Here is a 26,642-nt window from a genome sequence, read left to right as displayed (position 1 = left end):
GCCGATGTCATGACGGCCCATGCTTGTCAGTACGCCACCGATTTCGGCCGCCCCACGCCGCAGTACAGAAAGCCGTTCCGCCTCACCTCCTCCGGAGCGTAGATGTTGCGCAGATCGACAATGACGGGACAGGCCATGATGGTGGACAATTCCTTGAGATCCAGCGCCCGGAACTGCTCCCACTCCGTGACGATGACGAGCGCGTGGCATCCTTTCGCGCAACGATAGGCGTTGTCGCAAAAGGTGACGTTCTCAAACACCTTCTTCGCCTGCTCCATGCCGACAGGATCGAAAACGCGCACCTCGGCCCCCATGTCCTGCAGCGCGGTGATCAGCGGAATGGATGGCGCGTCGCGCATGTCGTCGGTATCCGGCTTGAACGTTACGCCGAGCACCGCAATGGATTTGCCCCGGATGTTGCCGCCGAACGCATTCGCGACCTTGCGTGCCATCGCCCGCTTGCGCTGGTCGTTGACGGCGACCACCGTTTCGACGATGCGCACCGGCGCCTCGTTGTCCTGACCGGTCTTGATCAGCGCCATCGCGTCCTTTGGAAAACAGGAGCCGCCGAAGCCCGGCCCCGCATGCAGGAATTTCTGGCCGATCCGGTTGTCGAGCCCGATCCCGCGCGCGACTTCCTGCACATTGGCGCCGACCTTTTCGGCGAGATCGGCGATCTCGTTGATGAAGGCGATCTTGGTGGCGAGAAAGGAGTTGGCGGCGTATTTCGTCAATTCGGCGGTGCGGCGATCGGTATAGAGGATTGGGGACGCGTTGAGGTGAAGCGGCCGGTACACCTCGGCCATCACGCTGCGGGCGCGCGCGTCGTCCGTTCCGATCACGATCCGGTCGGGATGCTTGAAGTCGCGGATCGCCGCCCCTTCGCGCAGGAATTCGGGATTGGAAACGACAGCAACTTTGGCGTCGGGATTTTCCTCGCGGATGATGCGCTCGACCTCGTCGCCGGTCCCGACCGGGACCGTCGACTTGGTGACCACCACCGCCTGGTCGGGAAGCACGGCCGCGATCTCGCGCGCCGCCGCATAGACATAGGAAAGATCGGCATGGCCATCGCCGCGGCGTGACGGCGTGCCTACCGCGATGAACACCACTTCGGCACCGCTGACGGCCGATTTCAGATCGCTCGAAAATGAAAGCCGGCCTTGGCCAACGTTTCGCGCCACCAGTTCGGCCAGTCCGGGTTCGTGGATCGGCATCTCCCCGTCTTTGAGGCTCGCAACCTTCTCCGCATTGCTGTCGATACAGACGACCTGATGGCCGAAATCGGAAAAGCACGCCCCTGACACCAGCCCGACATAGCCGGCGCCAATCATCGCTATATGCATTACGGTTCCTGTCTGAAAAGCCGCGCGGCCCAAGGCCGCGCCGGCGGAGAGGCGGTGAAACGACGAGCTAGCTGCTCAATATCGATTCGCCGTCGAGATGCCGGGGAAAGAAGAAGAAGTTGTTGACGTAGAACTGTCCGTTCTTGCGGCCGCCGTCTGGCCGCAGCGCATCTGCATCCTGAAGCCTTCGGGAATCGAACTGTTCCACTCCAATCACGTCGTTGTCCTTCAGGAAGAACCCCCGATAGGATTTGTTCCGAAAGAATTCGAACACCAAGCGGGTCGCCTCGGTGCGATGCCGGTCCTCCGCCTCGACCAGGAATACCGGCTGGCAGCGCTCCAGAAGCTCGACGGCGCCGTTCAGCACATTCAACTCGTGGCCTTCGACGTCGATCTTCACGAACGCCACGTCCTGGTCGATCACAGCGTCGAGCCGCGCGATCGGCACATGAGCGGAAACGACCTTCGCCGATGAGTCGGCTCGCGCCTCCAGCGAGGCAAGGCCGTACACCAAACCATCTTCGCCTTGCGGGATGAACAGCTCGGCATCGCCGTCATGATCCGACAGCGCGATCTCGTGAACGCTCACATTGCGCGCCGAGGTTCGGCGCAGCAACCTCGCCATCTGCTGCGAAGGCTCGAAGGCGTGGACCTGGCGGGAAAGCCGCGCCAGCCGCCGCGTGTAGAGGCCGCAGTTTGCGCCGACGTCGACCGTCACCGCGTCGTCGGGAATGACCTTGTCGAGATAGGACAGTTCCCGCTCCGCCGATTTGGGGCGCTTCATGAAGTGCCATTGCAGCCATATCGAGGGAAACGCATCCTTCACCAGCTCCTTGACGTGTTGTTTTGTGTTCATTGCTGCCTCCCTTGACGTAGCGCGCGCACGCCTGGTTGCGGCGTGCCTCGCCCTCGATGCGGATGCTGCCTCCCACCCCACCACACCTCAAACGCGGTCATAGATATCCTGCACGCGGACGATGTCGTCCTCCCCGAGATAGGCGCCCGACTGGACCTCGATCAGGTTGAGCGGAACCTTTCCGGGATTCTCCAGACGGTGCATGCATCCCAAGGGGACGAAGATCGACTCGTTCTCGCGCAGCAGGATTTCCTCGTCGTCGCGCGTAACGATCGCGGTGCCGTTCACCACGACCCAATGTTCGGCGCGATGATAATGTTTCTGCAGCGACAGCTTGGCGCCGGGATTGACGGTGATGCGCTTGACCTGAAACCGCTCGCCGGCATGGATCGATTGATAGTATCCCCAGGGGCGATGGACGCTGTGGGTCTGGGTCGCCGAGCGATGGCCGTTTGCCTTCAGCCGCTCGACCAGTTTTCCGACGTCTTGGTCGCGTTTCCGGCTGGTCACCAGCACCACGTCCGGCGACGTGGCGATGACGAGATCCTCGACACCGAGCGCCGCGACCAGTTGCCCGTCGCCGCGCACGTAGCAACCCGAAGCATCTTCCACCACCGCATCGCCAATCACGACATTGCCAGACGTATCCTTCTCCGCCATCGACCACAGCGCCGACCAGCTTCCGACATCGCTCCAGTCGAACGTGGCGGGAACCACCACCGCATTGTCGGTCTTCTCCATGATCGCGTAGTCCATCGAGATGCTCGGACAGGCCTCGAAAGCGCGCTCATCGAGCCGGAGAAAATCAAGGTCGCGGGTTGCGCCCGTCAGCGCCTTGCGACAGGCGGCCAGGACCTCGGGCGCCCGGTGCGCCAATTCGTCGATGAACTGACGCGCGGGCAGCAGAAATATCCCGCTGTTCCAGACATGCTCGTCGCAGGCCAGCAGGCGCTCGACCGTCACCAGATCCGGCTTCTCGACGAAGCTGGCGACATTACGAATCGGAGAAGCGGCTTCCAGCTCATCGCCCATCCGGATATAGCCGAATCCGGTTGCTGCCGACGAAGGCCGCACGCCGAACAGGACGAATCGGCCGTAGCGCGCGGCCGTGATGCCCGTCGATATGGCGGTCCGAAACGCGGCGTGATCCCGCACCCAGTGGTCGACCGGCATCGCCAGTATCACGGCGTCGGGATCGGCTTCGCTGGCGAGCAGGGCTGCAACCGCAACCGCGGGAGCAGTGTTTCTTCCGAACGGCTCGAGCACGATGGTCGGACGGTCGACGCCGACCGCGCGCAACTGCTCGCCGATCGCAAAACGATGCTCGGCATTTGCAATCACCATCGGGTCGGTAAACAGCGAGCGGTCGTCGACCCGTAGCGCCGTTTGCTGCAGCAGGGTGTTCTCGCCGAGTAGCGAGAGCAGTTGCTTGGGATAGGTTTCGCGCGAAAGCGGCCACAGCCGCGAGCCGGCGCCACCGGACAGGAGAACGGGTACGATACGGCCGCGCGGCTCGATCATCGGCATTGCATGGTCCTTCGATGTTGCGACGGTGAGGTCGGTCAGAATCCGCTTCCGGACAGGAATTCTTTGCGGATGGTGCGGATGATGATCATGATGTCCATGCGCAGCGACCACCTCTCGATATAAACGAGATCGTAGTCGATCCGCGAAACCGCAGGACCGAACTCGGCCGTGCTTCCCCTGCATCCGCTGACCTGCGCGAGCCCGGTAATGCCCGGCCGCGCCGTATGCCGCTGAAAATAGTAAGGCACGAGGTGTTCGTAGGGCAGATCTGCCGCCAGCATTCCCGGCACATGCGGTCGCGGCCCGACCAGCGACATATCGCCTTTGATCACGTTGATCAGTTGCGGAATTTCGTCGAGGCTGGTCTTGCGCAGAATTCGCCCCACCGACGTCACGCGCGCGTCGCCCTGAACCGTCTGCCTTACGCCGCGCACATCGCCCGCATCCGCGCGCATGGTACGGAACTTGTAGATCTTGAAGCGGCGGTTGCGATAGCCGTATCGATACTGGAAGAACAGCACCGGGCCCGGCGACGTCAGCTTGATCGCAACTGCGATGACGATCAGGAGCGGCGCGAAGAACAACAATGCGCCGCTTGCCGCAGCAATATCGAACACACGCTTTGCAATCGACGAGGATGGCTCGTTTCGTGCCCTTCGGCGCGACCGCCGGCGGGCTCGATACGCGCCATGCGTACCGCCGCCGGCAAACTCGACAGGACGGACTGATATCTCAGTTCGCTCTCTTCGAATCGGCGCAACGTTGCTCCGATCGAAGTTGGCTGTCACGATGGAGGCCATGACTCTCCTCTCTCTGCGGGAACCGGACTATGAATTAAGCGCGTGGAGTTACTCGACCGCGAGCGCGACGATTTCGCAGCAGCGAACGTCCGCACTTCGCGGTCGCTAAGACTTTCCAGAATTTTGAGCGAAGTTTGGCGCAAATGCGAAAGCGGTGCCGCACCACCGCGGAACTGAATCGTTAACGAGATTTGTGCGACGCGATATTCCGATTTGTTCGGAGATGCTTAGTGTCGATTTGCCAGGTTAATGAGCTGCGCGTGACTCGAGGCTGCCATGCATAATCGAAAAGCGCGGAACAAAATCCATTGTTCGTTTCTCGATGAATGTAGCGTCGCTGCACGGGCAACAAATGCCTGTCTCGTCGTTGTTTTGTTAGTCGAAGGCCAAGCGATCCTCTGCAGCGTGACGACTGGTGGTGATTAAGGCGCACGGCTGCTGCGGTGATCGCAAGGTTGGAAAAGAAAACAGAGATGGCAGCGATTCGCGAGCCGTCCACCTAGCGGAACGCTTCCAGGGAGGCGCCCATGATGGCCCAACGTCTGCACAGCCGTGCGCTGGTGCCGGTGCCGCACAGCACATTGTCGCCCGATCGCAGGCTGAGGAACCGCATCATCATCGCAAACGCGGCGGCGTGGATTGCGATCGTGATCCTGATCTGCCTGCTCTTTTACTAGCTTATCAGCCATTATGCCGGTGGCTGCATCTCAAGGATCTTGCGTCATGGATTGACCGCCGCACGGTTCCATGATCGACATCTCACATTATGCACCGATCGCCCGCGGCACCTTCGCGCTCCGTTAACGCTTCAGCGCCTGCCGGTACACGCATCTATGCGGTCGGCGACATTCATGGGCGTGCCGACCTGCTGAGCGAGATCATTGCACGCATCGACGATGACATAAGGCGTAGACCGATCGCGCATACGGTCGAGATCTATCTCGGCGATTACGTTGACCGCGGACCGCACTCCAAGACCGTGATCGATCTGCTCACGGTCCGACTCGTTGCCAATCACGCTGTGTGTCTACGCGGCAACCACGAGGCCGTGATGGAAGGGTTCCTTCAGGATCCGGCCATCCTGCAGTATTGGCTGCAACTAGGCGGCATGCAGACGCTTGCATCGTATGGCGTTGAACTACATGACGAAACCGCGACGGCGAGCGAGCTGCATCGCCGCTTTCTCGACGCGTTTCCGCGTGCACACCAACTGTTCATGCAGTGCTTGCGCAATCAATTCAGTTGCGGCGATTTCCTTTTCGTGCACGCCGGCATTCGTCCGGATGTCCCGATCGAGCATCAGGATCCCAACGATCTGATTTGGATTCGCGATGAGTTCCTGAACTCTACGCGGGATCACGAACAATTCATCGTGCACGGCCATACGCCGGTGCCGCATCCGGATATCAGGCATAACCGAATCAACATCGATACTGCTGCGTGGCGGACAGGAACATTGACATGCATTGCGATCGAAGGATCGGCGATTCTCTTCCTGTGACTCGCATGCAACGTTTCGTTAACGCATGCGCGCATATTGGGCACATGGAACTTCGTCATCACATTCTTTCGCCGTTTTTGCTTCCCTATCATCCGCGGCTGTTACGTGCATTCATGGAGATGCAGCCATGCAGCAACGGTCGTCCAGCGCCGGCCCGACGCTTCCCTCTCTTCTCTTCGTCCTTGTAATCGCCGGCATCACTGCCGGATTTTCGATTCGTGCTTCAGCACAAACGCCGCCACCCGCATCGTCTGCGGAGCGTTACGTACTCGGTCCGAACGATCGAATCAGGCTGAAGGTCTACGGCGAACCTGACATCACCGGCGAGTATGAAATCGACAATGGCGGTCAAGTTTCGATTCCGCTCGCCGGTCACATCAAGGCTGCAGGCGCCACGACGCGGCAGCTTGAAAAGGCGATAGCATCCGCGCTTGCAAAGGGAATCGTGCGCGATCCGCGCGTCAACGTCGAGATCGCGCAGTATCGCCCGTACTACATCCTCGGCGAAGTGAAGAAGAGCGGCGAGTATCCATACCGCAATGGGTTGACGGTCATGGACGCGATCGCAAGCGCCGGCGGATTCACGTACCGCGCCAACGAAAGCAAGGTCTATCTCCGCCGTGCAGGTGCCGGCGCGGAAGAGACCCACCCTCTCGATGCTCCCGTCCCGGTCTATCCCGGCGATAACATTAGGGTTCCGGAACGCTACTTCTAGCGTCTCGGAATTCGGATGGAGTGCATGCGCACCTGAGCGGATGATGGTGCGCATGTTGCGCTGTTGTCACAGTTCGCATTTTGCACATGCGAAATATTTTGCGACGCGAGGAAAACTTTTTCCGGCAAGGCGCGTTGCAAGCGAGCGCATCACTTCAATCTCACAACTCAAAAACCTTGCGCCCGCGTACCGAGTATGAGGCCTGCCGTTCTTATGCGCAGTCGACGATCATTATTTGAGCGATGGGCCTCGCCCGATAAGTGTTCGCCGCCTTCGCGTTCCCGCAAGGGATGGGTGATGGGATTCGAGTCTGCATCGCAGAATACGTCTGAGCGACGCGGAGAGCGATCGCATTCCATAAGCGTGCCCGGCCGCTTCAGCTTCAACCTGTTGCCCGCTCCGGCGGCTGCCATCCTGCTCGGTCTCGGATCGTCCGCAAATGCACAAGCCATTCCGTGGACCAGCGGAGAGTTCGCTTCACCCTGGAACGCGCAGAAAATCTTTGAACCGTCATCGCTGCCGGACAGGACCGATCCGGACAATCGCGAAGAGATACCGCCCGAGGACATGCCGGTGAAAAAGCGACAACAGCCTGGCTATGAACCCGTCGGCATTCGCTCCGGCTCCTGGATGTTCAACCCGTCGCTGACCGCCGGCACTTTTTACGACAGCAACGTCTTTGCGTCGAACACCGCGCCGCGTTCCGACATCGCGGCGGTGATCGAGCCGACGCTGCGCGCGCGCTCGCTATGGGGGCGGCATGGCGTCGATCTGAAGCTGGATGCGCAGTCGACGACCTATAGCCAGTTTTCGAGCCTGAACCAGACCAATGCCAGCCTGAAGGGCAATGGCTGGCTGGACATTACGAAAGACACGATGCTGCTGGGCAGCTTTCAGATCGCACATCTGAACGAAGGCGTCGGCACGCTCACTTCCCCCGCCAACGCCATATCGCCGACGCCATACAATCTGATGTCCGGCGACGTCACGCTGCGCAAGGAATTCAACCGGCTCACGACCTCGGTCGGCTTCCGTACCGATTCCTACGACTACGGATCAACGCGCGCGCAGGACGGCACCGTCATCAACCAGGACGCCCGCGACGGACAGATCTACGCGCTGCACAGCCGGATCGACTATGCGATTTCTTCCACCCTCGGCTGGTTCGGCGGCGTGGAAGGCAATCAGCGCGACATCAGGGGGACGCCAGGCCACACGCTGGACTCGCAAGGCTATCGCGCGCTGACCGGCGTCACGGTCGGCTTGAGCAATCTGGTGACCGGCGAGTTCGGCGCCGGCTATGTCCAGCAGCGTTTCGACGATCCGTCGATCGGCAACATCGAAGGCCCCTCCTACCGCGCGCGGCTGACGTGGCGGCCCACCCGTCTGCTCGATGTGCATTTCAATGCCGAACAGCTCGTCACGCAGACCACCGACACCAGCGCCACCGGCGTGCTTGCGAATGCGGTTCAACTCGGCGTCGACTACGAGCTGCGGCGCAACGTGATCGTATCGCTCGCGGGCGGTTACGAGAACGACCGGTTCTTCGGCCAGGTCCGCAAGGACAACGTGCTGACATCAGACACGCGGGTCAAATATCTCATCAACCGCTTCGGCGCCGTTTCCGCCTACTACCGCTACACCAAGCGCGACAGCGACGTTCCCGTCTTCAGCTTCGACAAACACCTGGTAGGAATGAATGTTACAGCGCAATTCTGACCTGCCCTATGTGATCCCCGACGAGCCTGCCGCCCGACCTGCGGAAAGCTGGCAGTATCCGACCGTCGATCTGCGCGAAATGGGCCGCATCCTGCGCCGTCGCTACAAGCTGGTGGTATTGCCGGTAGCCGTCCTGCTCGGGTTGGCGCTGACCTATCTGATGCTCGCGACTACTTTATATACGGCGACGTCGACCGTGCTGGTCGATCCGCGCCGCGCCAATGTCGTCGAAACCAACCAGTCCGTGCTGTCGAATTTCGGCACGGACGATGCAACCATCGAAAGCCAGACGCTGCTGATTCAGTCGGTTGCGATCCTGGTGCGCGTCGTCGGCAAGCTTAAGCTGACGGAGGATGCGGAATTCAAACCCAAACCCGGCCTCCTCGATCCGATCAAGCCGCTGCTCAGCATGTTCAGCAGCAGCGGGCCAAGCGACGGTGCAAGCGCCGAAGACGCCGCCAAGGCGCGATCGGTCGAGATCCTTCAGAGACGGATGAAGGTAACAAGGCAGGGCACCACCTTCCTCGTCGATATCGCCGTCAGTTCGGAATCGCCGCAGAAGGCCGCAACCATCGCCAACGCGGTTGCGGACGCCTATTTCGACGAGCAGGTCCGCGCCAAACACGACGCCACGCGTATTGCCGCGAATTGGCTCAACGGCCAGATCGACGAGTTGAAGTCGCGAGTCGTTGCGTCCGAGAAAGCGGTCGAGGATTATCGTTCGGCCAACAACCTGATGGTCTCGCAGGGCGTAACCCTCAACGACCAGCAGCTCACCGACCTCAATAACAAGCTGATCGCCGCGCGCGTGCAGACGGCGGAGGCGCGGGCAAAGTACGAGCAGGTCCAGGACATCGCGAAATCAGGCGGCGATCCCGGCGGCATCAACGCAGCCATTTCCTCGGAAATGATCACCAAGCTGCGCACGCAATATGCCGACATCGCCAAGAACGAGGCGGATCTATCCAGCAAATACGGCACGCGTCATCCCCTCGTCGCCAATGTGCGGGCGCAGCGGCGCGACACCCAGAAGCTGATCAACGACGAAATCCGGCGAATACTGGAGAGCACGAAGCACGACTATGACGTCGCGCGTTCGCGCGAGGTGTCCCTGCAGCAGAACCTGGACCAGCTCCAGGGCGTGTCCACTTCCTCCGGCCAGGCGCAGGTACGCTTACGCGAACTGCAGCGCGAGGCCGAGGCCAGCCGCACGCTCTACGAATCCTATCTGGCGCGCTCCAAGGAAACCACCGCGCAAGAGAGCCTGGAGATGCCGGATTCCCGGATCGTGACCAAGGCCAGCATCCCGATCAGGCCGTCGTCACCCAAGACGATGCTGATCCTGGGGCTTGCCCTGATGCTCGGGCTCGGGGCGGGCAGCGTGCTGGCCTTCCTCACCGACTATCTTGACGGCCGCGTCAAGACACTCGAACAGGCCGAATCCATTGCGGGTGTCCCGGCCCTTGCCGCGGTGCCGTTGATCGGCACGCGAGAGCTGGCCCGTCTCGCGCGGCGCGGACGCAGCGAACTGGACAGCTACGATCCGAAGACCACCAAACTGCTGCCGCCGGCGTTGCAGCCGCCTTTGACGCGTTACGCGATCGACGAGCCTGGCACGTTCTTCGCGGAGGCCATCCGCGCGGTCCGCCTGTCGCTGCAACGGACGATGCGGTCGCAGCCGGTGAAGGTCGTGCAGGTCACCTCGGCACTCGACAGCGAGGGCAAAACCACGCTTGCCATCAACCTGGCGCAGTCGCTGGCGACCCTTGGCATCCGAACGCTGCTCATCGATGGGGACCTCCGCAATCCACAAGTGACCCGTTCCCTGTGTCCGCGCGCCGAGGCCGGACTGCTGGAAGTCGCGATCGGACACGTCGCCCCGGAACGCGCCGTCCTCGTGGATCAAAGCACCGGGCTCTCTGTGTTGCCGTCGACCAGGATCAAGCACGTCGAGTTCATCACCGAACTGATGTTCTCCGACCGGATCGTCGACGTGCTCGATTATTTCCGCCACCGCTACGAATTGATCGTGATCGACTCGCCGCCGCTGGTGCCCCTGGTCGATGGCCGCGCGCTCGCCGAACTGGCCGATCGCATCATCCTGGCGCTCGCGTGGGACCAGACCCCCCGCGAAGTGCTGTCCCATGCCATGGACCTGCTGTCCCCCGTCAGTGACCGGATCATGGGAACGGTACTGACCCGCGTCGATCTCAGCCGCCTGCAATTCTATGACTATTACCGCAGCTCGGCTTACCTGAAGCCATACGGCACCGCGGGCCTGCATGCCGGAGCGGCCAGGTGAGAGCGCGCGGACCGCTAAATGGATCGGCCGGTGTCGCACGGGTGCGTCCTCGTCACCTTGCTTCACCGGCAGTGCGGGCAGCTTCCTCTGGCGGTGGGCGCGTCGCGAATGCCGACGCGTTCATCGAACGGATCGCGACCGGCTTGATGCTGCTGGCCGTCATGGCGACATTCACGCTCTCGTCCTCTGTGCTGACCAACTGGAAAATCCACTATCTGACGGCGGGCGGAAATTTTTACGAAAAGCTGCATCCGGCAACCTATTTCACGTTGCTGGCACTCTCCCTGCTACTGATGCGCAGCCGCGGGCCGGTCGGCGAGATCAACCGGATGTTTTCCGAGTCGAAGCTGCTGCTGGCCTATCTGCTCTGCTGGCTGTTTCTGCTGGTCCAGGTGATCGTGCTCGAACGCCCGTTCACGGTCATCATCGACACGTTTCTGCTGCCGATCCTGATCGTGATGGTGATGTGGCAGTTGTCGCCCGCGCAAAGGCGCCCGCTGGCCTGGGCCATTCACCTCACGATCCTGCTGAACGTCGTACTCGGATATTACGAATATTTCTCCGGGCATCGGCTGATCCCGCTGACGCTCGGCGACGTCGTAGTGGTGGGAGAATGGCGCTCAGCGGCGCTGCTGGGTCACCCGCTCACGGCATCCGGCATCGTCGGCGCCTACGTGCTCGCGCTGGTGCTCCGTCCGGCGATCTGCCCGCCGCTCCTGGTACGGCTGACGCTGATCGCATTCTGCCTGGCGTCACTGATGGCCTTTGGCGGCCGGACGTCGCTGGTCACGGTGCTGGCGATGATCGGGCTGGTCGGAGGCTTTGAAGCGATCCGCCTGATACAGGGAAAGCGAACGCAGCTTCCCGCGGCCATTCTCGCCATCTGCGTGCTGTTTGCCGCCGGCGCCATCGTCTTCGCCGCGCTCGACCTCGGCATTTTCGACAAGATGCTGCTGCGCTTCTCTTCCGACAAGGGCAGCGCGCTCGCGCGCTTCGCCACGTTCAGCCTACTCTCGCATTTCGATTGGCACGAGCTGATCCTCGGCCCCAATCCGGTCCGGGTGAATGCATTGCAGTCGCAGCTCGGCCTCAACTACGGCATCGAGAACTTCTGGATTGCCGCCATCGTCCAGTTCGGCCTCATCCATACCGTCGTTCTGACGATCGGACTGATCTGCTTCTTCATCGAATTGCTGCGCCGTTCGAGCGCCGCGGTATGGGCGATCGTGCTGCTGATCATCGTCATCGCCGCGAGTTCAGTAAGCTTCTCGTCGAAGAACATTCAGCTCGCGCAGTTCGTGATCCTCATTTCGATCCTGCTGCCGCGCGAGCAGCGGCGCATCGCCGCGTCCCTGCAAGTCCGCGCGCCTGTCACCTACCGGTCCGTTCCGGCATAACTTCAGGATTCCCTTTCGTATGGCCATCTACGTCGACAACACCCACCTCGGACGCCACGTCACCGGTCTCGAACGCATTACGCTGGAGCTGTTCTCCGCCGCAGCGCTTGCGCCGCTCGATGTCGTGCCGGTGACGGCGAAGGGTCTTCGCCAGATGCTGACGACGCAGACCCTGGGCCTGCCGATGCGGCTCGCCGCTTCGTCCTCGATCCTGCTCTGTCCCGGCTTTCCGCCCAGCCCGCTGCTGCGGCCGTTCGCATCGCGGGTGCTACCCTATATACACGACGATTTCCTGATCACGCGGCGCGCGGAGCTCAACATGCGGGCGCGGCTTTACATGGCCGGCCCCTTCAGGCTCGCGCTGCGCCACTATCCGCGCTTTCTGGCCAACTCCGGCGATACCAGGCGCAAACTTGCCGCGCATTGCCGGTCCGATGCCGAAGTGACGCTCTATCGTCCCGCGGTGCGCAATGTGTTTGGCCTCGACCCCGGACAGCGCGGCGAACGGAGCGCGCGGCCCCAACCGCTTCGGCTGATCGCGCTGGGCACGGTCGAGCCGCGCAAGAATTTTGGAGCGGCGGCGAAAATCCTCGACGCGTTGCGCATGCAGGGATTTCCCGACGCTACGCTGGATATCGTCGGAAGGCCGGGATGGGGCGACGACTGGCAAGCCCTCGAGAAGCAGCCGGGCGTTACGCTGCACGGATATCAGTCGGCCGACCGCGTCAATCAATTGCTTGAAGCCGCCGATCTGTTCATCTGCACCTCCCATGACGAAGGCCTGGGATTGCCGCTGCTGGAGGCGCAATACGCCGGCCTGCCGATCATCGCCCCCGATGCTTCCATCTTTCGCGAGGTGCTCGGCGAGTCCGGCATCTACATCGATACCGCAGATCCTGCTTCGGCGGCCGCGCGGATCGCGGCTGCGCTCTCGAACGAGGACTGGCGCGCCCGATACGTGGCGCAGGCACTACGGAATCTGGCGCGCTGGAACGATCTGGCCCGCGGCGACCGCGAAAACGTCATCAGCCTGATTGCCCGCCTTGCTCACCTCCAGGGAAGCGCTACTGCGGAGTATCGCCGCCTTGCATGACACCAGCGCCACAAGGCACCAGGATGGATTGCGGATCATCGCGGCCGGCGCCGTGGTGATCCTTCACTATTCCGACTACTTCAAGGACTTGCCAATCGGCCGTTTCATGGTCGCGCACACCTGGCATTTCAATCTGTTCGTGGACCTGTTCTTTGTGATCTCCGGCTTTGTCATTGCGCGTCAATACTTTGGCCGCGTCGACGATGCCGCATCGATCGGCCGCTTCCTGTGGCGTCGCCTCGCCCGCATCTATCCGCTGCATCTCGCCACGCTCGCCTTCTATGTTGCGCTTGCCGGCGCACTCCATTTCGGCGCTGCCCGGACGGACAACCCGGCCCGATATCCGCTTTCCGATCTGCCCGCGCAGTTCCTGCTGCTTCACGCGTTCATTGGCGAGCGCTTGACGTTCAACTTCCCGAGTTGGTCGCTCTCGGCGGAGATGTTTTGCTATCTGCTTTTTCCGCTGGTCGCGCTGGTCGCGCAACGCCGCAAGGAGGCGGTTATTGCGCTCGTGGTCCTGGCCGCGCTCGCCAATTCCCTTTGGGCATCGGCTGCCGGAACGGCACCGTGGGCCGACTGGATCAACCAAGGTGGCGCCTTCAGGGCGCTGCCTGCCTTCAACCTCGGCATGGCCTGCTATCTGTTTCGCGACCGGATCGCGCATTGGCCCGCGATGCCCGGCGCGCTGGCAGCGTCGCTAGCGGCTTTTATCGTGCTCGGTTCCCTGCTGCCGACGACGACCGCGCTGCTTGCGATCTACGCCATCGCGATGCTTGCGATTCAGGCCGACTGCGCCGGACGTGAGACGCTGCTGTCGCGGCTCGGCTTCGATCGCTGGTCGGCGCTGACCTATTCCTGTTACATGCTGCACATCCCGGTTGCGACCGTCGTCATCACCCTTGGATCACGCCTGCTTTCCTTATCGGAGCATGAACGACTGATTCTGGCGCCGGTGGCGATCATCGTTCTTGCATTTGCGAGCGTCGTCTCGCTGCGCACGTTCGAAACGCCGCTGCGGCGATATCTGACCGAAGTTTACGACCGCCGCGCCCTCAAACATGTGCCGTCTCCAGCGATCTCGCGGCAGGAGAGCACATGATGGCGGTCGTCGAACGCGTATCAGCAAGCCCGCCATCTCTGAGCGTCTCGCGCGCAACGGCCCAAAGCCGCGATAGCGTCGTCGACACGATGCGCGGCATCGCCATTTTGATGGTGATCGGAATCCATTCGCTGCCGCAGCCGCTCGACGCCATCTGGGCAAAATCACTTGATGCAGCGCTACGGCCCTGCGTGCCGGTGTTCCTGTTCGCTTCCGGATATCTCACGGCGCTTTCCGGCCGCGTCCCCCTGGCAAGGCGGTTAAGGGCAGCCCTGGTCCCTTACGCGATCGCGTTCGCCGCCGCCTACATCTACATGGCCCTGCATAATCCGGCGATGGATCATCGCATCGGCACGACGCTCGCCCGGTTCGGGCTGGGATATGTGTTCGTCTACTATTACGTCTTCGTCTATGTCTGCTGCACGCTCGGTCTGTGGCTCATTTTTGCGGCCGGCGGGGACGGACAACCCGCTTCAAGGCAACGGATCACCACGCTGCTGCTGCTCTCGATCGGCAGCGGTTTGCTTGCCGGCAGCTATTTGGATCCCGCCATGTCGAGGCTCGGAGCGTCGGAGGCGCTGCTCGACGAAATCCGCATGCGCGACATTCCGTTCTGGTTCTCGTTTGCCGCGCTTGGCGCGCTGACCGCGATGTTCAGAGACCTGCTCGAACAGGATATGCGCCGCGCGCTCCTTGGCGCCGCGCTGGCTGCCTATTTGTTCTATGCCGCCGCGCGCATTCTCAACCTCGGCGACGCCGCCACTTACGATTCGACCGCCTTCTTCCTCTATGCGGCCCTGTTCTGCGTTGCGCTGTTCGCCATCCAGCCGAAATCCCCGCTATTCGGGTGGATCGGCTCGGGCAGCTACTTCATCTATCTCTGGCACATCTTCATCGTGATGGCGCTGCGCGATCATACCGTGCTGCGCCAACTCGGCGGCGTCGCCAGCTTTGCCGTCTCCTGTGTCTTGACGGCCCTCATCTCTACCGCGGCGCTGCTCGCCGTACGGCAATTCGCCTCGCCCCGAATCTGCCGCTGGCTGGGGGCTTGAGCGATGCTCCTGAAGCACACTTTGCTCTATCTGCCCGCGCAATTCGTCGGACCGCTGTTCCAGCTTCTGGCGATGATCGTATGGACGCATGTCGTCGACGAGCACACGCTCGGCGTCATCACGCTGATTACGGCCACGCACGAATTGCTGCAAATCGGCTTTCTCGCCTGGTGGTCGCAATTTGCGTTGCGTTTCCTCGGACGATACCAGGACGTCAACGACGCGCCGCGCTTCTATCGCACCGAAAATGCGGTCTTGCTGGCATCCCTCGCGTTGCAAAGCGCGGCCGTCGTCGGAATTCTGCATCTGATCATCGCGCCCGGCGCCGGAACGGGCCTTCTGCTCGCCGCCATCGCCTATGTGATAACCAGGTCGCTCAACCTTTACATCGGTGAACGCGCCCGCGCGCGGCAGCAGATCCGCGTCTACACGATCCAGCAGGTGTTCGGGCCATCCGTCGGATTTGTCGTGGGCCTGGTGTTGATCAAACTGCTTGGCCAATCCCCGGATTGGCCACTTGCGGGTTACGCGGCCGCGCAACTGACGGCCGCGCTCATCGTCCTGCCCTGGATCGGCTGGGGTCACCGCTTGTGGCCGATCGACCGGGAGATCGTGGTCCACGCCCTGCGCTACGGCATTCCGCTGATCATCGGCGGCGCGCTCGGCTGGGTCGGCCTCAATGCATCGCGCTTCATCGTCAACGAAATGTCCGGAGTGGCCGCCGCCGGTCTGTTCGCCGTCGGCTATGGCCTCGGCCAGCGGGCCGCGGCGGTCGCGGCCATGCTAGTGACGGCAGCAGCATTCCCGCTGGCGGTGAAAAGCATGGAGCAACACGGCGACCAGGCCGGGATGCGCCAGCTCGCCAACAACAGCGCCCTCCTCGTCGCAATCCTCGCGCCAAGCCTCGCCGGCATCATCATACTGAGAAACGAGATCGTGCATCTCCTGATCGCAGCGCCGTTCCAAGCGGTGACGCTCGCCATCCTCCCGCTTTCCACGCTCGCCGGCGCAATCCGCAACCTGCGCGCCCATTTCGGCGACCAGGTCTTTCTCCTGCAAAACCGCACGCGCTGGATGATGGCCATTGCCGCAATCGACGCGTCGATGACCGTGGTGTTGAGCGCCTTGTTCCTGCCGCGATGGGGACTGCCCGGCGTCGCCGGCGCCACCGTGCTGGCGGCACTGGCCGCCGCCACCGTGAGTTTTTCAATCGGGTTTACACGATTTGGCCTGCGCCTTCCGGTCGGCCATCTCGTGCGCATCGCATTGGCTACCATCGCCATGGCGGCCGTGCTGCGAATGTTTCCGGAGGCCCGAACGACCCCGATTCTGGCGGCCCACATTGCGGCGGGCGCTGCCACCTATTTCGCAGCGCTTGCCCTGTTCTATGCACCGTCGCTGGTGCGGATGCTTCGGCCGCGCCCCCAGCATTCAGGGGCGTGAGGCATTCGACACGATCGGCGCCTACGACTTTCTGGCATTCTCGAACGCGCGCGCCATCGCGAACCAAAGCGGCTTCTTCTGCATCGACGAATCGAACGGAAGCGGCCGAGGCAGCCGTTGCGCGAGTGGATCCTTCTTCTTCGCCGCGTCGGTATAGAACGAGTAGTTATCGGCAAGTTCCCACGCGATCACCATTTTGACGGCCGGCACCCGAAGCGCGTTGGTCAGGAACTTCTCCGCCGTCTCGGCGATCATGGCATCGCGAGTTGCTATGTCGTCCGGAAACGTATCGTCGCGCACGTCGAACTCGGTCAGATAGATATCGACACCACGTTCGGCGAGCGCGTGAAGGAATTCGGTAAACCGTCCGGGATCGTGCGGGTAGCGAGGCTGCAGGTGACTCTGCAATCCAACGGCATGCAGCGGCACGCCGGCATGCTTCAATTCGTCGACAAGCTGCAGCAGGCCGCGGCGAACCGCGAGGCCGACGTCGTCGTCGCGTTCGCTCTGCGCCTCGTTGAGAACCAGCTTTGTCTTTCGGTCGATCCTCGCCACGCGTTCGAAGGCACGGCGCACATAGCCGGTACCGAATGTGTCGTACCACGGACCGAGCCGGTAGCCGCCGGGCGCCTTGTGCCCAGGCCAGAACGGCTCGTTGACGACATCCCATGAATGCAATTTGCCTACATAGCGGGCAGCCACTTCGTCGATATACGAATCGAAGAACCTCTCACGCTCGGCACCGCTCATGTTCTTGATCCATTGCGGAACCCATTCGTTCCAGATCAGGCAGTGACCGCGCATCGGAATGTTGTGACTCGCACAAAATTGCAGCAGACGATCTGCACTCTCGAATCGCTTCGGCCCCGGTTGCGGCGCGATGGTTCCCATTTTCATTGCAACGTCCGTTGTGACGATGCGCGTCTGCGTCTGATACAGCTCGCGATACGCAAGATCCTTGTCGATCACCGGACCAGCAGCCGCGCCGAACACGATTCCGTTACGAGCCGCGATGACGCCGAGGCTTTGCGCAGGCTGCGCGGCGAATACTTCCTTCCCGCACGAAGCAACGCTTGCTCCTGCGATGAGAGCGAGCGCATCTCGCCTCGACCACTGCTGCATAGCTGATCTCCATCATGTGAATGATTCGTCGCGACGTCTCGTCCTTCGCAACGCGGCATCGCCATCGTTGCGTCGCATTAGTCCGATTTCGTGACGAATGTCCGTCAAGAAAATTTTCGGCACGCAGTTCCCCTCGCGAAGCAACGCGTCTGCCGAACGCGTCTGTCGATCGTTCCCAGTGCGTCTCTCGATTACATCATCAGCAGGAGTCGATATGTTGGAACCACCAGCGCAGTTGCAGCCGGGCCTCACTGTCGATGGGATAACGATCAATGTTCCCTCGCTTCCGGAAGCCGTGTCTTCGATCGTGTCGGCCGCGCAACATGGCGACAACTTCAGCGTCTGCACGCTCAATCTCGACCACGTCGTCCAGCTTCAACACCACGCCAATTTTCGCGCGGCCTATCGTCGTGCCCGATTTGTCACCGCCGACGGGTTCCCCATTGTCGTGCTGAGCCGCCTCATGGGCGTGCCAATCGAACGCACGACCGGCGCCGATCTCGTCGAGCCTGTTTGCGCGGAAGCCCGCAAGAAAGGACTCCCGGTCTTTCTGCTGGGGGCGAACGATCTCACGCTCAAGACAACGGCACGGCGTTTGTCGGAACGATTCAAGGGATTGCAAATCGCGGGATGCTTTGCGCCGGGACCGGGTTTTGATCCCTATTCCAGCGAAGCCGATGCTGCGATCGAACGCATCCGAGCCTCGGGCGCCAGAATTTGCTTCGTCGCGCTGGGTGCGCCACGGCAGGAGCTGTTCGCGGCGCGATGCCTCGACGAGCTGAATGGAACCGGAGTGTTGTGCATCGGAGCCGCACTCGATTTCATCGCCGGCACGCAAGACCGCGCGCCGTCCATCGCGCGCAAAACCGGGCTGGAATGGGCATGGCGCATGCTGCGCGAGCCGCGCCGGCTCGGCCCCCGCTATATCAAATGCATGACAGTCGTTCCGCGCCTCGTTGCGCGAACCATTCCGCAAATTGTCCAGGCACGCATGAGGAAAGCGGCATGACTTCAACATTGACCCTGGCGCTACGGGCGCGAAACGCCAACCGGATCAAGCCACGTTACCAGATCTGCCTGATCCACCCGTTCGACCCGCGCGGCCAAAAGGTGGGCGGCCTCGAAACATACATTCGCGACTTCATTACATTCCATCCGACCGACACCGACATCCTCTTCATCGGTGTCGACTCGACGGGCGAGCTGGAGCTCGGCAAGCTTCACCGGATGACATTCCGAGGCCGCGGCTTCGACTTCCTGCCGATCCTGCACTATTCGGACCAGCAGGCGCGCGAAGCGGCCCGCAGCATCCGCACCTCGCTGACCGGGCAATTCTTCATGGCACTGCTCCGCCACTTCGGTCCGATCGCAAGGCTGATCCGCGCCAGGCGGTGCTCGGTCGATCTGCGGCGGGTGGAATTCTCCTGGTTGCCGGCGATCCTGCGGCTGCCGTTCGTGCAGATGCTTCACGGCGAGGGCGCGCCGAAACTGCAGATGGATTCGCTGCTGCGGAAATACGCCTTCGTCCACAATACCGGCGAGCGGTTTGCCGTCGCCATGAGCGAGAAATTTCTCTGCGTCAATCCGTTCATCACCGAGCGGTTGCAGCGGACCTATCCGCGCCGCAAGGACAAGATTGATACGCTCTGGACATGGGTCAACACGGATATCTTCAAGCCGCAACTCTGGCCGCTGAACTCGTCGCCATTTCAGATCGTGTTCGCCGGCCGGCTCGATGAATTCAAGGATCCACCGCTGATGTTTCGCACGATCGACCGCCTGCGGCGATTGAACGGCGACGTACGGTTTCACTATATCGGCACCAGCGACCCGCACCGGTTCGAAGAGTTCGCCGCGATCGAAGACATCACCGTCCGCCACGGCTTCAAAGACGCCGCCGGCATGGCGGAGACGCTGGCGAGCGCGCATGCCGGCATCCTGACATCCGAATTCGAAGGCATGCCGCGCTGCGTGCTCGAAACCCTTGCGGTCGGCCGGCCCGTCGTCGCCATGCACCTGCCCCAGCTCGAGCCCGTGATCCACTCTGGTGTCAGCGGCTATCTGGTGGCGCGAAGCGGCAGCCGCGACGACATGGCCGATGCGCTCGCACAGCGGTTCGTCGACGTCCGGAATGCCATCGACGCGGGCACGATGAATCCGGTACAAATCGCCGACTCGATCCGGGCGTTCACGCCGGGCACCCAGCTTGCGCGAGTCTTCCGCTATCATCAGGAAATTCAGGATGCCCGCGGACTTGCCGCCGCGGCGCCGACTTACTGAGGGCGCCGGGTTGAACATCCTTCTGTTGACCAGCGAGTTCGCCCCCGCGATGGGAGGAATTGGGACTTACGCGCGCGAAATTGCGGCGGCGGCGAGCCGGCTCGGCGCCAAGGTCACCGTGGTGGCGCCGGACTACGCACAGCAGACGGCCGACGACGATCGCATTCTTCCTTTCGAGGTCGTGCGCTACAGCGGCGGCCTCCACTCCATGCGCGACATGCCGCGCAAGATCATGCTGGCACGCCGCGGCGTCCGCGGCGACCGATATGACGTGGTCCATGCCGCCGATTGGCCGTTCTTCATTCCGGTTGCGCTTTCGAGATGGCGCACGCAGGCGCGGGTACTGATGACGGTGCACGGCACCGAGATCAACGAAACGCAGACGCCGCTAAAGCGCATGGCGATCCGCGGCGCCGGCGTGTTCGGACCGCGGACGGAGATCATCGCCAACAGCGGTTTTACCGAGACGCTGTTCCGCGAGCGGTTTGCTGTCGACCCGCGCCAGATCAGCGCGATCAGTCTCGGCGTATCGGAGTTCTGGTTCGGCGGACGACGGACGCGCCGGGAGATTCGCCTGGCCCATCGCCTGCCGGAAGACCGGCTGGTGATGATCACGGTCGCGCGCATCACGCGCCGCAAGGGACATCATCTGACGCTTGCCGCGCTATTGCAGCTTCCGGACGATCTGCGCAATCGCATCACGTGGCTCGTGATCGGCCCGGACGGCGAAGCCGATTATGTCGATGCTCTGCGGCGCAACGCCGAGGCGGCGGCCTGCGACATTCGTTTCCTCGGCCCGCAATCGAACGAAGACATCCGCGATCTCTACGCGGCCTCGGATTTCTTTTGCCTGACGGGTCTCCCCGATACGACCGGCCGGGTGGAGGGATTTGGGTTGGTCTATCTCGAGGCCGGGGCCGCCGGCCTGCCAAGCGTCGCGACCGACGTCGGCGGCGTGCCTGACGCCGTGCTCGCCGACGAGACTGGAATTCTCGTGCCGCCGTCGGCCGAGAGCATATCGCAGGCGATTGCAGAGCTGGCCGCCGATCGGAATCTGCGCGCCATTCTCGCGGCAGGCGCATCCTCCCATGCCCGCGCCCTTTCATGGGAACGATGCGCGGCGATAACCTATGGCCTGCCCTACACCGGCAAGCCGGCATCTGCAGACCGCGCCATCGGAATAACGGCATGAAGCTGCTGGTCGCGACTGCGATACTGCTGACGCTCGCGAACGGTGCAGCGCGGGCGGACAACGAGAACTGCCGCAAGAGCCGCGAGTATCTCCTGGGAACGCCCGGCGGGGACCTGTCCCTGACGCCGCAGACCTATAACGACCTGTTCAAGATCTGCGTCGCGGCATCGGCCATGCCCAACGTTAAGGACGCGTATATCCTGCGCGATGGCGGCATCGCCGTGGTCCCCAAGCAGGACAGCGTTTCAGCGACGGCAGCCACGCTGGCTCAGTTCTGCGACGCCTATCCTCGCGGCGTGCTCCGCTTCATCACCAGCAAGGAAAAGCTTTCCATCCGGTCCGTAACGGACGTCGCACGGATGTCGTCAACCTCGTCCACGCCATGCAAGAAGATTAAGGGCGTCTCTTAGAGCGCGCGCCATCCGTCTCACTTCTGCCGGTTGTAGTAATCCGGCATGTCATGCGGATCCATCGCCTGCTCGGCTCTGCGCCCCAGAAAGAAGAAGCCGCTGGCGGCGTCTGCTGCGGCCCGTCCGCGACCGAACGCATCGAGATATCTGATCCAGAAGAACGGCAGCACGATCAGGCGTGACAGCTTGTTGCCCGCGCCGAGAGCGCGTGCGAAATAGCGAATTGACCATTCAAGCGCCACACCGGCGCCGCCGACCGGTCCGGCGTTGATCTCGGAAAATCGCCTGAACAGCCAGCGATGACCGCTCTGCGTGAAACGCGAGAAGTCATAGGCCCGCTCGTGCACCTGCTGCATGAACGGCGTCTCCGCATAGACCAGGCCTTCCAGCCGCAGCACCCGATGCAGCTCGGCAACGACCGTTGCGGGCTCCAGCACATGTTCCAGCACCGCCTGCACCCAGACGCCGTCGAACACGCCGTCTTCGAAGGGTAGACTGTGGGCGTCAGCCACCAGCACGGTGTGCGGCGAAGCGTAGACATCGGTGCCGACAAGCTCGATGGAATCGTCCCGGTAGAGTGCGTCTGCGCCCAAACCGATCGTCCCGCCTCCGACAACGAGTACAACCGGCCGCCTCGACCCCCGCTTCAACAGCTCGATGAACGTTGCGCTGTTGGCGACTGCAACCGGATTGCCTCCGAAGGTAAGGCGATGCAGCCGCGATCCAAGGGAACTGCGACTGACGTCCCGCCGCAGCGCCGAGCCATTCTCGGCCTCGTACATCCTGCGTTCAAAAATGCTGGCTGCGAAATCGATCAGCACCGGCTGCGCGCCGATCATCGGAAACCCGGCTCTGCTATAATCGCAGGCACGGTTTGAGCACGTTGGCTGTGACCACACGTTCCGCAGCGGCGACGAGCAGCGAGGACAGCGAAGACGCTTTTTCCAGTGCGCGGGTTCCGTATTCGCTACCGAATGATCGACGGCAGAAAGCTGCAAAGAAGGACCTCATATGTCATTTCTTCTGCCCTGCCCCGCTCATGACTCGCAATCGATGCTATTTCGAATGCAATGACAGCGCAACAATGCGGGACCGGGAACAATTCGGATGGTTGCAATTGGATGTCGCAGGAAGCTGCAGCCAGATGCCACCGTGAGGGCTTGCGAGAACGCAACGCACAAACCCGCCCTGCTGTTTCGAACAAACTTTAGGATTTGTCGAAAGCCTTGCAGCCGGCTCGTTTCGCGTCGCCTGGTTGGCGAGATCGGCCTCAGCCGACGAAACCCGGCATCTGCCCGATCAGGTGAAGAGCAGATGGTCCCATATCAGGTGCGTACCGCCGCTGAACGCGATGGATACATCATGACCGGGATCGATCTGCACCACGCAGTCCCCGATTGACTCCCCTGCCTTGAAATCCCTTGCCACATCATGCCTGACCATCTCGCTGAAAATGAACGGATCGCGGCTTGCGCTGTTCAGGACGGCGCTGACAACCGTCCGGGTCAATGTGACTCCAGCCTCATCGGTGTTCCCGATAGGTAAGCCGTCATGATTGTCGAAGGTAAGCCGCTCGCGGGTGCCACCGACAAACGGCCTCAAGAACCCAAGGAGACGTCCCTCCACATCAGGGCTGACACTTTCAATCCTATCATCGCCACCGAGCAGTGGCGGTGAGACGGAGTTGCCATCGGTCGCCGGCATTTTCGGCGTGCTGCCGGAGCTCTGCGCCGGACTGGCGAACAGCCCGTTGGCGTCGACGACGCCATCGGCGAACTGCAGGAATTCGAGACGTGTGAGATGATCGGTGCCGTCGCGGCCCGCGACTCGGTCGTTCACCACCAGTTGACCATCGACAATCGAGATGTCGTAGTCGCGCTCGTTGCCGGAAAAATTCGCCGTATCGACGCCCTCTCCGCCATCGATGATGTCGTCGCCGACGCCCGCTGTGATGAGATCGTTGCCCGCGCCGCCATCGATCATGTCGTTGTCCGTCGCCGCGCCGGAAAGCCAATCCTGGTGGTCGGTCATGTCGACATGGATATTGTGAACGTAGAGATCGAACGTGCCGGGCGAGCTTGCATTGGCGGCGTCGGCCGGCGTCAGCGCGACGCCGTTGATCAGGAAATCCTTGATATGCAGTGCCCGCCCCGGTGTGGCGTTCGCCAGGTTGATGTCGATGGAGGCGATCGGGCCGAAATCGACGAAGCTTATCGTGAAGGTCTGGTATTCAGATGGATCCGCGGCCGGGTTGAACTCCATTAATCCGGATACCGGCTCGCCGTTCAACTTGATTTGGGCCTGCGCGCCAACGCCGCCAACCGCGGAGCCATAGCCCACGAGGGTAATCGTTGTTACCGCCAGTTTGCCGCTGCTTGCGGGCCCGCCGACAATGACATCCGCACCGGCACCGCCATGAATGATGTCATCGCCAAGCCCGGCATTGATCGTGTCATCCCCCCGGCCGAGGTCGATCAGGTCGGCGATGGCCGATCCCCTCATCGCAAGATCGGGCACCGCCCCGTCGCCATGAAAATACTGCGAGACGATCGCCTCGGCCGGCTTTCCCATGACGGAATAGCCCGTGCCCGAAAATTGATTATTGAGATCCCATTGCCAGAGCTCGACGCCCTTGAACCAACTGCCGCCATGGGCGGTCCAGACCTGGAAGAAGGCACTGAAGGCGTCCGCCTGCTCCAGCAAATCAACCGTACCATTGCTCGTCCACGATCCCGGAGAGATCGCGGTGCCATTGATGCTGCGATAGCCGAGCTCGGTCATCAGCAGCGGCTTGTCGTATTTGGTCGCGAGCGAGTGGAGAAAATCGACCGGTGATTTGTAGTCGAATGCTGCCGCGTAATAGGGATTGACCGGAACGGCAGTCCACGCGTCGACCAGATCCTGTACGGTTGGCGCATTGCTGGCCGTCAATGGCGGATAGGTGTTGACGCCGATGGTGTCGAGCTGATCCCAGAAGCTGACATGCGAGGCCTCATCGGTCGCCGCCGCATAGGTCAGTTCGCCATGATAGACCTCGCGGATTGCCGCAATGAGATCGATCCAGTAGCCGCGATACGGCTCGCCGGACAGGCTGCTCATCTCGTTGCCGATCGCGAACATCTCCACGCCACCGGCCTGCGCGACGGCAGCTAGATGCACGATCTCGGCCTTGTAGGACGCGAAAAAGCCGGCGACATCCGCCGGTGCCAGGCTGGATACCCTGGTTCCGTTCAACGTCGAGAGCGCGGCCTTGAACAGCACCGACAGGCCGGCATCGTGCGCGGCCTGAAAGCCTGACAAGAGGCTGGCGTCGCTTTCGGTCTTGGCTGGTTCGGCAAAGACCGAGTTGGACGTTCCGGTCTGTGTCCATATCCGCGCCGATGAGCTCGATCGAATTCGATCCGAGCGAGGCGATCCTTTGAAATGCCTGCCTGGCCGAGGCGCTTGAGAACTGTCCGTTCCATTCGGACAATGCGCCAAAACCCTGAACCTCGAAAATACTTGCCACCCGCGCACCCCGCCCTGTGCGACGGATAGCGCGAGGGATTAACATTCAGCTTAAGATGACCTCGGACTTGTACGGAGCAGCGCTCCTTTTTTCGGCGCGTGTTTCGCGCGCTGAATGATCGCACGCCAAGTTCCGGCGCGGGAACTTCACTTAGGCTTGCCGTCAAGCGCTGTGGTTCACCATTTCCGTTTCGAACGTCCAGGCACTGCGCGGCTGCTCGTAGAGCCGCCCAATGCGGCTCGCCGATAAAATTGGTTGATAGCTGCTAGAAGCAACCTTTGATACCTCAAGAGAACAATGTCGGCTAAGACCGGGTCCTGACAAGAACTGCCGATGTCCATGGAGTGAAGACGATGCGCCTGTCTGCGGCGATGATTGCGGCTGCCCTGATGGCCGTGCCTGCAAATGCAAGCGAACTGACCGGAACGCTCCAGAAGATCAAGGAAACGAACAGGATCATCCTCGGCATTCAGGAAGCTTCGGTGCCATTCAGCTATCTGGACAGCGATCAAAAGGCGATTGGATATGCGGTCGACATCTGCATGAGGATCGTCGACGCGGTCAAACGCGAACTCAAAGTCTCGACTGTTGCCGTCGAAACGCTTGCCGTCACGTCATCCAATCGCATTCCGCTCATGATGAATGGGACAGTCGACCTTGTCTGCTCTTCCACCACCAACAATGCGGAGCGGCAGCGCCAGGTGACGTTCACAAATTCGCATTTCCTGTCGGCGACCCGTTTTGCCGCGAGAAAGTCCGACAACATCGCGACAATCGACCATCTGAAAGGCAAGCCCGTTGTTGCGATATCGGGCTCGACCAACATGGTGCAGCTTAATCAGGTCAATAATACGCGAAATCTCGGCATTGCAGTGCTGGCCGCCAAAGATCAGGCGGAGGCCTTTCTCATGCTGGAGACGGGACGCGCGGCCGCTTACGTCCTCGATGACGTGCAACTCGCCGTCGCGATCGCGCGATCAAAGGATCCGTCCGCCTACATGATCAGCGAGGAAGCCCTGTCCAGGGCCGAGCCTTACGGGATCATGCTGCGCAAGGACGACGCACCGTTCAAGACCGTGGCCGACCGGGCGACCGCGGATCTATACAGAAGCCCGGAGATCGAATCGATCTACAGGAAGTGGTTCGAATCGCCGGTGCCGCCCAACAGCCTCAATTTCAAGACTCCGATGTCGGCGGTCTTGCGCAAGGCATTCGCGCATCCGTCGGACAGCCCAGACCCGACAAGCTACGAGCGCTGAGGACCCGCGGCAAGCATGACG

Annotated in this window: 22 protein-coding genes; 15 read left to right on the top strand and 7 right to left on the bottom strand. The window is 61.8% G+C overall.

Annotated features, from left to right (window positions below):
- Positions 1 to 26: 26 nt before the first annotated feature.
- The 4 genes from V1273_RS05300 to V1273_RS05285 form a co-directional block, all read right to left on the bottom strand.
- The gene (locus V1273_RS05300; RefSeq protein WP_334408937.1) at positions 27 to 1,346 is read right to left on the bottom strand and encodes a UDP-glucose dehydrogenase family protein; all 1,320 of its coding nucleotides are present in this window, start codon (positions 1,344 to 1,346) and stop codon (positions 27 to 29) included.
- Positions 1,347 to 1,413: 67 nt separating this feature from the next.
- Positions 1,414 to 2,202 (bottom strand): FkbM family methyltransferase, encoded by a 789-nt coding sequence (locus tag V1273_RS05295; RefSeq protein ID WP_334366583.1) that lies wholly within the window; start codon positions 2,200 to 2,202, stop codon positions 1,414 to 1,416.
- A gap of 87 nt (positions 2,203 to 2,289) precedes the next feature.
- Positions 2,290 to 3,723: a mannose-1-phosphate guanylyltransferase/mannose-6-phosphate isomerase gene (locus tag V1273_RS05290; RefSeq protein WP_334412174.1), complete on the bottom strand. Its 1,434-nt coding sequence runs from the start codon at positions 3,721 to 3,723 to the stop codon at positions 2,290 to 2,292.
- Positions 3,724 to 3,764: 41 nt separating this feature from the next.
- Positions 3,765 to 4,346 carry a sugar transferase gene (locus V1273_RS05285; protein WP_334408936.1) on the bottom strand — a complete coding sequence of 194 codons (582 nt, stop codon included), beginning with the start codon at positions 4,344 to 4,346 and terminating at the stop codon, positions 3,765 to 3,767.
- A 710-nt stretch (positions 4,347 to 5,056) separates the two neighbouring features.
- On the opposite strand from V1273_RS05285, the gene V1273_RS05280 reads away from it, so the two are divergent.
- The 10 genes from V1273_RS05280 (at position 5,057) to V1273_RS05235 (ending at position 16,850) form a co-directional block, all read left to right on the top strand.
- Positions 5,057 to 5,206, top strand: coding sequence for a hypothetical protein (locus V1273_RS05280; RefSeq protein ID WP_334366582.1), 150 nt, complete (start codon positions 5,057 to 5,059; stop codon positions 5,204 to 5,206).
- 89 nt (positions 5,207 to 5,295) lie between these two features.
- Positions 5,296 to 6,030, top strand: a complete 735-nt coding sequence (locus tag V1273_RS05275) for a metallophosphoesterase family protein (RefSeq protein WP_334408935.1) — start codon at positions 5,296 to 5,298, stop codon at positions 6,028 to 6,030.
- A 127-nt stretch (positions 6,031 to 6,157) separates the two neighbouring features.
- Entirely contained in the window at positions 6,158 to 6,745 is a 588-nt protein-coding gene (locus V1273_RS05270; RefSeq protein WP_334408934.1) for a polysaccharide biosynthesis/export family protein, read from the top strand.
- Positions 6,746 to 7,108: 363 nt separating this feature from the next.
- Positions 7,109 to 8,464, top strand: coding sequence for an outer membrane beta-barrel protein (locus V1273_RS05265; protein WP_334408933.1), 1,356 nt, complete (start codon positions 7,109 to 7,111; stop codon positions 8,462 to 8,464).
- Positions 8,445 to 10,766 (top strand): AAA family ATPase, encoded by a 2,322-nt coding sequence (locus tag V1273_RS05260; RefSeq protein ID WP_334408932.1) that lies wholly within the window; start codon positions 8,445 to 8,447, stop codon positions 10,764 to 10,766. The genes V1273_RS05265 and V1273_RS05260 overlap by 20 nt, the downstream gene beginning before the upstream one ends.
- Positions 10,767 to 10,807: 41 nt before the next feature.
- Positions 10,808 to 12,163, top strand: coding sequence for a VpsF family polysaccharide biosynthesis protein (locus tag V1273_RS05255; RefSeq protein ID WP_334408931.1), 1,356 nt, complete (start codon positions 10,808 to 10,810; stop codon positions 12,161 to 12,163).
- A 19-nt stretch (positions 12,164 to 12,182) separates the two neighbouring features.
- Positions 12,183 to 13,256, top strand: coding sequence for a glycosyltransferase (locus V1273_RS05250; protein WP_334408930.1), 1,074 nt, complete (start codon positions 12,183 to 12,185; stop codon positions 13,254 to 13,256).
- Complete coding sequence (locus V1273_RS05245) at positions 13,249 to 14,355, top strand: acyltransferase family protein (protein WP_334366575.1); 1,107 nt, start codon at positions 13,249 to 13,251, stop codon at positions 14,353 to 14,355. Before V1273_RS05250 ends, V1273_RS05245 begins: the two co-directional genes overlap by 8 nt.
- Entirely contained in the window at positions 14,352 to 15,407 is a 1,056-nt protein-coding gene (locus tag V1273_RS05240; RefSeq protein WP_334408929.1) for an acyltransferase family protein, read from the top strand. The genes V1273_RS05245 and V1273_RS05240 overlap by 4 nt, the downstream gene beginning before the upstream one ends.
- Positions 15,408 to 15,410: 3 nt before the next feature.
- On the top strand, positions 15,411 to 16,850 hold the full coding sequence (locus V1273_RS05235) for a lipopolysaccharide biosynthesis protein (protein WP_334383742.1): 1,440 nt from the start codon (positions 15,411 to 15,413) through the stop codon (positions 16,848 to 16,850).
- Positions 16,851 to 16,871: 21 nt separating this feature from the next.
- Here V1273_RS05235 and V1273_RS05230 read toward each other — a convergent pair whose 3' ends face one another.
- Positions 16,872 to 17,972, bottom strand: coding sequence for an endo-1,4-beta-xylanase (locus V1273_RS05230; protein WP_334408928.1), 1,101 nt, complete (start codon positions 17,970 to 17,972; stop codon positions 16,872 to 16,874).
- Between the two features lie 214 nt (positions 17,973 to 18,186).
- Between V1273_RS05230 and V1273_RS05225 the strand changes: the two genes are divergently transcribed.
- The 4 genes from V1273_RS05225 to V1273_RS05210 are packed head-to-tail and all read left to right on the top strand — an operon-like array spanning position 18,187 to position 21,854.
- Positions 18,187 to 18,981, top strand: coding sequence for a WecB/TagA/CpsF family glycosyltransferase (locus V1273_RS05225; RefSeq protein ID WP_334366571.1), 795 nt, complete (start codon positions 18,187 to 18,189; stop codon positions 18,979 to 18,981).
- On the top strand, positions 18,978 to 20,252 hold the full coding sequence (locus V1273_RS05220; protein ID WP_334408927.1) for a glycosyltransferase: 1,275 nt from the start codon (positions 18,978 to 18,980) through the stop codon (positions 20,250 to 20,252). The genes V1273_RS05225 and V1273_RS05220 overlap by 4 nt, the downstream gene beginning before the upstream one ends.
- Positions 20,215 to 21,444 (top strand): glycosyltransferase family 4 protein, encoded by a 1,230-nt coding sequence (locus tag V1273_RS05215; protein WP_334408926.1) that lies wholly within the window; start codon positions 20,215 to 20,217, stop codon positions 21,442 to 21,444. Before V1273_RS05220 ends, V1273_RS05215 begins: the two co-directional genes overlap by 38 nt.
- Complete coding sequence (locus tag V1273_RS05210; RefSeq protein WP_334366568.1) at positions 21,441 to 21,854, top strand: hypothetical protein; 414 nt, start codon at positions 21,441 to 21,443, stop codon at positions 21,852 to 21,854. Before V1273_RS05215 ends, V1273_RS05210 begins: the two co-directional genes overlap by 4 nt.
- Positions 21,855 to 21,871: 17 nt before the next feature.
- Here the strand turns inward: V1273_RS05210 and V1273_RS05205 are convergent, their stop codons facing one another.
- Entirely contained in the window at positions 21,872 to 22,693 is an 822-nt protein-coding gene (locus V1273_RS05205) for a class I SAM-dependent methyltransferase (protein ID WP_334366567.1), read from the bottom strand.
- A gap of 460 nt (positions 22,694 to 23,153) precedes the next feature.
- Positions 23,154 to 25,370: a glycoside hydrolase family 113 gene (locus tag V1273_RS05200; protein WP_442894065.1), complete on the bottom strand. Its 2,217-nt coding sequence runs from the start codon at positions 25,368 to 25,370 to the stop codon at positions 23,154 to 23,156.
- A 345-nt stretch (positions 25,371 to 25,715) separates the two neighbouring features.
- On the opposite strand from V1273_RS05200, the gene V1273_RS05195 reads away from it, so the two are divergent.
- Entirely contained in the window at positions 25,716 to 26,621 is a 906-nt protein-coding gene (locus tag V1273_RS05195) for an amino acid ABC transporter substrate-binding protein (protein ID WP_334408924.1), read from the top strand.
- Positions 26,622 to 26,642 lie beyond the last annotated feature (21 nt).

Origin of the sequence: Bradyrhizobium sp. AZCC 1721 (genome assembly GCF_036924715.1) — a bacterium.
In the GTDB taxonomy this organism is placed as follows: domain Bacteria; phylum Pseudomonadota; class Alphaproteobacteria; order Rhizobiales; family Xanthobacteraceae; genus Bradyrhizobium.
This window is presented reverse-complemented; position numbering and strand designations above follow the sequence as displayed.

What these genes read in the sequence shown, in the direction of transcription:
- V1273_RS05300 (WP_334408937.1), bottom strand. Translation starts at nt 1,346, where the DNA reads ATGCATATAGCGATGATTGGCGCCGGCTATGTCGGGCTGGTGTCAGGG.
- V1273_RS05295 (WP_334366583.1), bottom strand. Translation starts at nt 2,202, where the DNA reads ATGAACACAAAACAACACGTCAAGGAGCTGGTGAAGGATGCGTTTCCC.
- V1273_RS05290 (WP_334412174.1), bottom strand. Translation starts at nt 3,723, where the DNA reads ATGATCGAGCCGCGCGGCCGTATCGTACCCGTTCTCCTGTCCGGTGGC.
- V1273_RS05280 (WP_334366582.1), top strand. Translation starts at nt 5,057, where the DNA reads ATGATGGCCCAACGTCTGCACAGCCGTGCGCTGGTGCCGGTGCCGCAC.
- V1273_RS05275 (WP_334408935.1), top strand. Translation starts at nt 5,296, where the DNA reads ATGCACCGATCGCCCGCGGCACCTTCGCGCTCCGTTAACGCTTCAGCG.
- V1273_RS05270 (WP_334408934.1), top strand. Translation starts at nt 6,158, where the DNA reads ATGCAGCAACGGTCGTCCAGCGCCGGCCCGACGCTTCCCTCTCTTCTC.
- V1273_RS05260 (WP_334408932.1), top strand. Translation starts at nt 8,445, where the DNA reads ATGTTACAGCGCAATTCTGACCTGCCCTATGTGATCCCCGACGAGCCT.
- V1273_RS05250 (WP_334408930.1), top strand. Translation starts at nt 12,183, where the DNA reads ATGGCCATCTACGTCGACAACACCCACCTCGGACGCCACGTCACCGGT.
- V1273_RS05240 (WP_334408929.1), top strand. Translation starts at nt 14,352, where the DNA reads ATGATGGCGGTCGTCGAACGCGTATCAGCAAGCCCGCCATCTCTGAGC.
- V1273_RS05235 (WP_334383742.1), top strand. Translation starts at nt 15,411, where the DNA reads ATGCTCCTGAAGCACACTTTGCTCTATCTGCCCGCGCAATTCGTCGGA.
- V1273_RS05230 (WP_334408928.1), bottom strand. Translation starts at nt 17,972, where the DNA reads ATGCAGCAGTGGTCGAGGCGAGATGCGCTCGCTCTCATCGCAGGAGCA.
- V1273_RS05225 (WP_334366571.1), top strand. Translation starts at nt 18,187, where the DNA reads ATGTTGGAACCACCAGCGCAGTTGCAGCCGGGCCTCACTGTCGATGGG.
- V1273_RS05220 (WP_334408927.1), top strand. Translation starts at nt 18,978, where the DNA reads ATGACTTCAACATTGACCCTGGCGCTACGGGCGCGAAACGCCAACCGG.
- V1273_RS05215 (WP_334408926.1), top strand. Translation starts at nt 20,215, where the DNA reads ATGCCCGCGGACTTGCCGCCGCGGCGCCGACTTACTGAGGGCGCCGGG.
- V1273_RS05210 (WP_334366568.1), top strand. Translation starts at nt 21,441, where the DNA reads ATGAAGCTGCTGGTCGCGACTGCGATACTGCTGACGCTCGCGAACGGT.
- V1273_RS05205 (WP_334366567.1), bottom strand. Translation starts at nt 22,693, where the DNA reads ATGATCGGCGCGCAGCCGGTGCTGATCGATTTCGCAGCCAGCATTTTT.
- V1273_RS05195 (WP_334408924.1), top strand. Translation starts at nt 25,716, where the DNA reads ATGCGCCTGTCTGCGGCGATGATTGCGGCTGCCCTGATGGCCGTGCCT.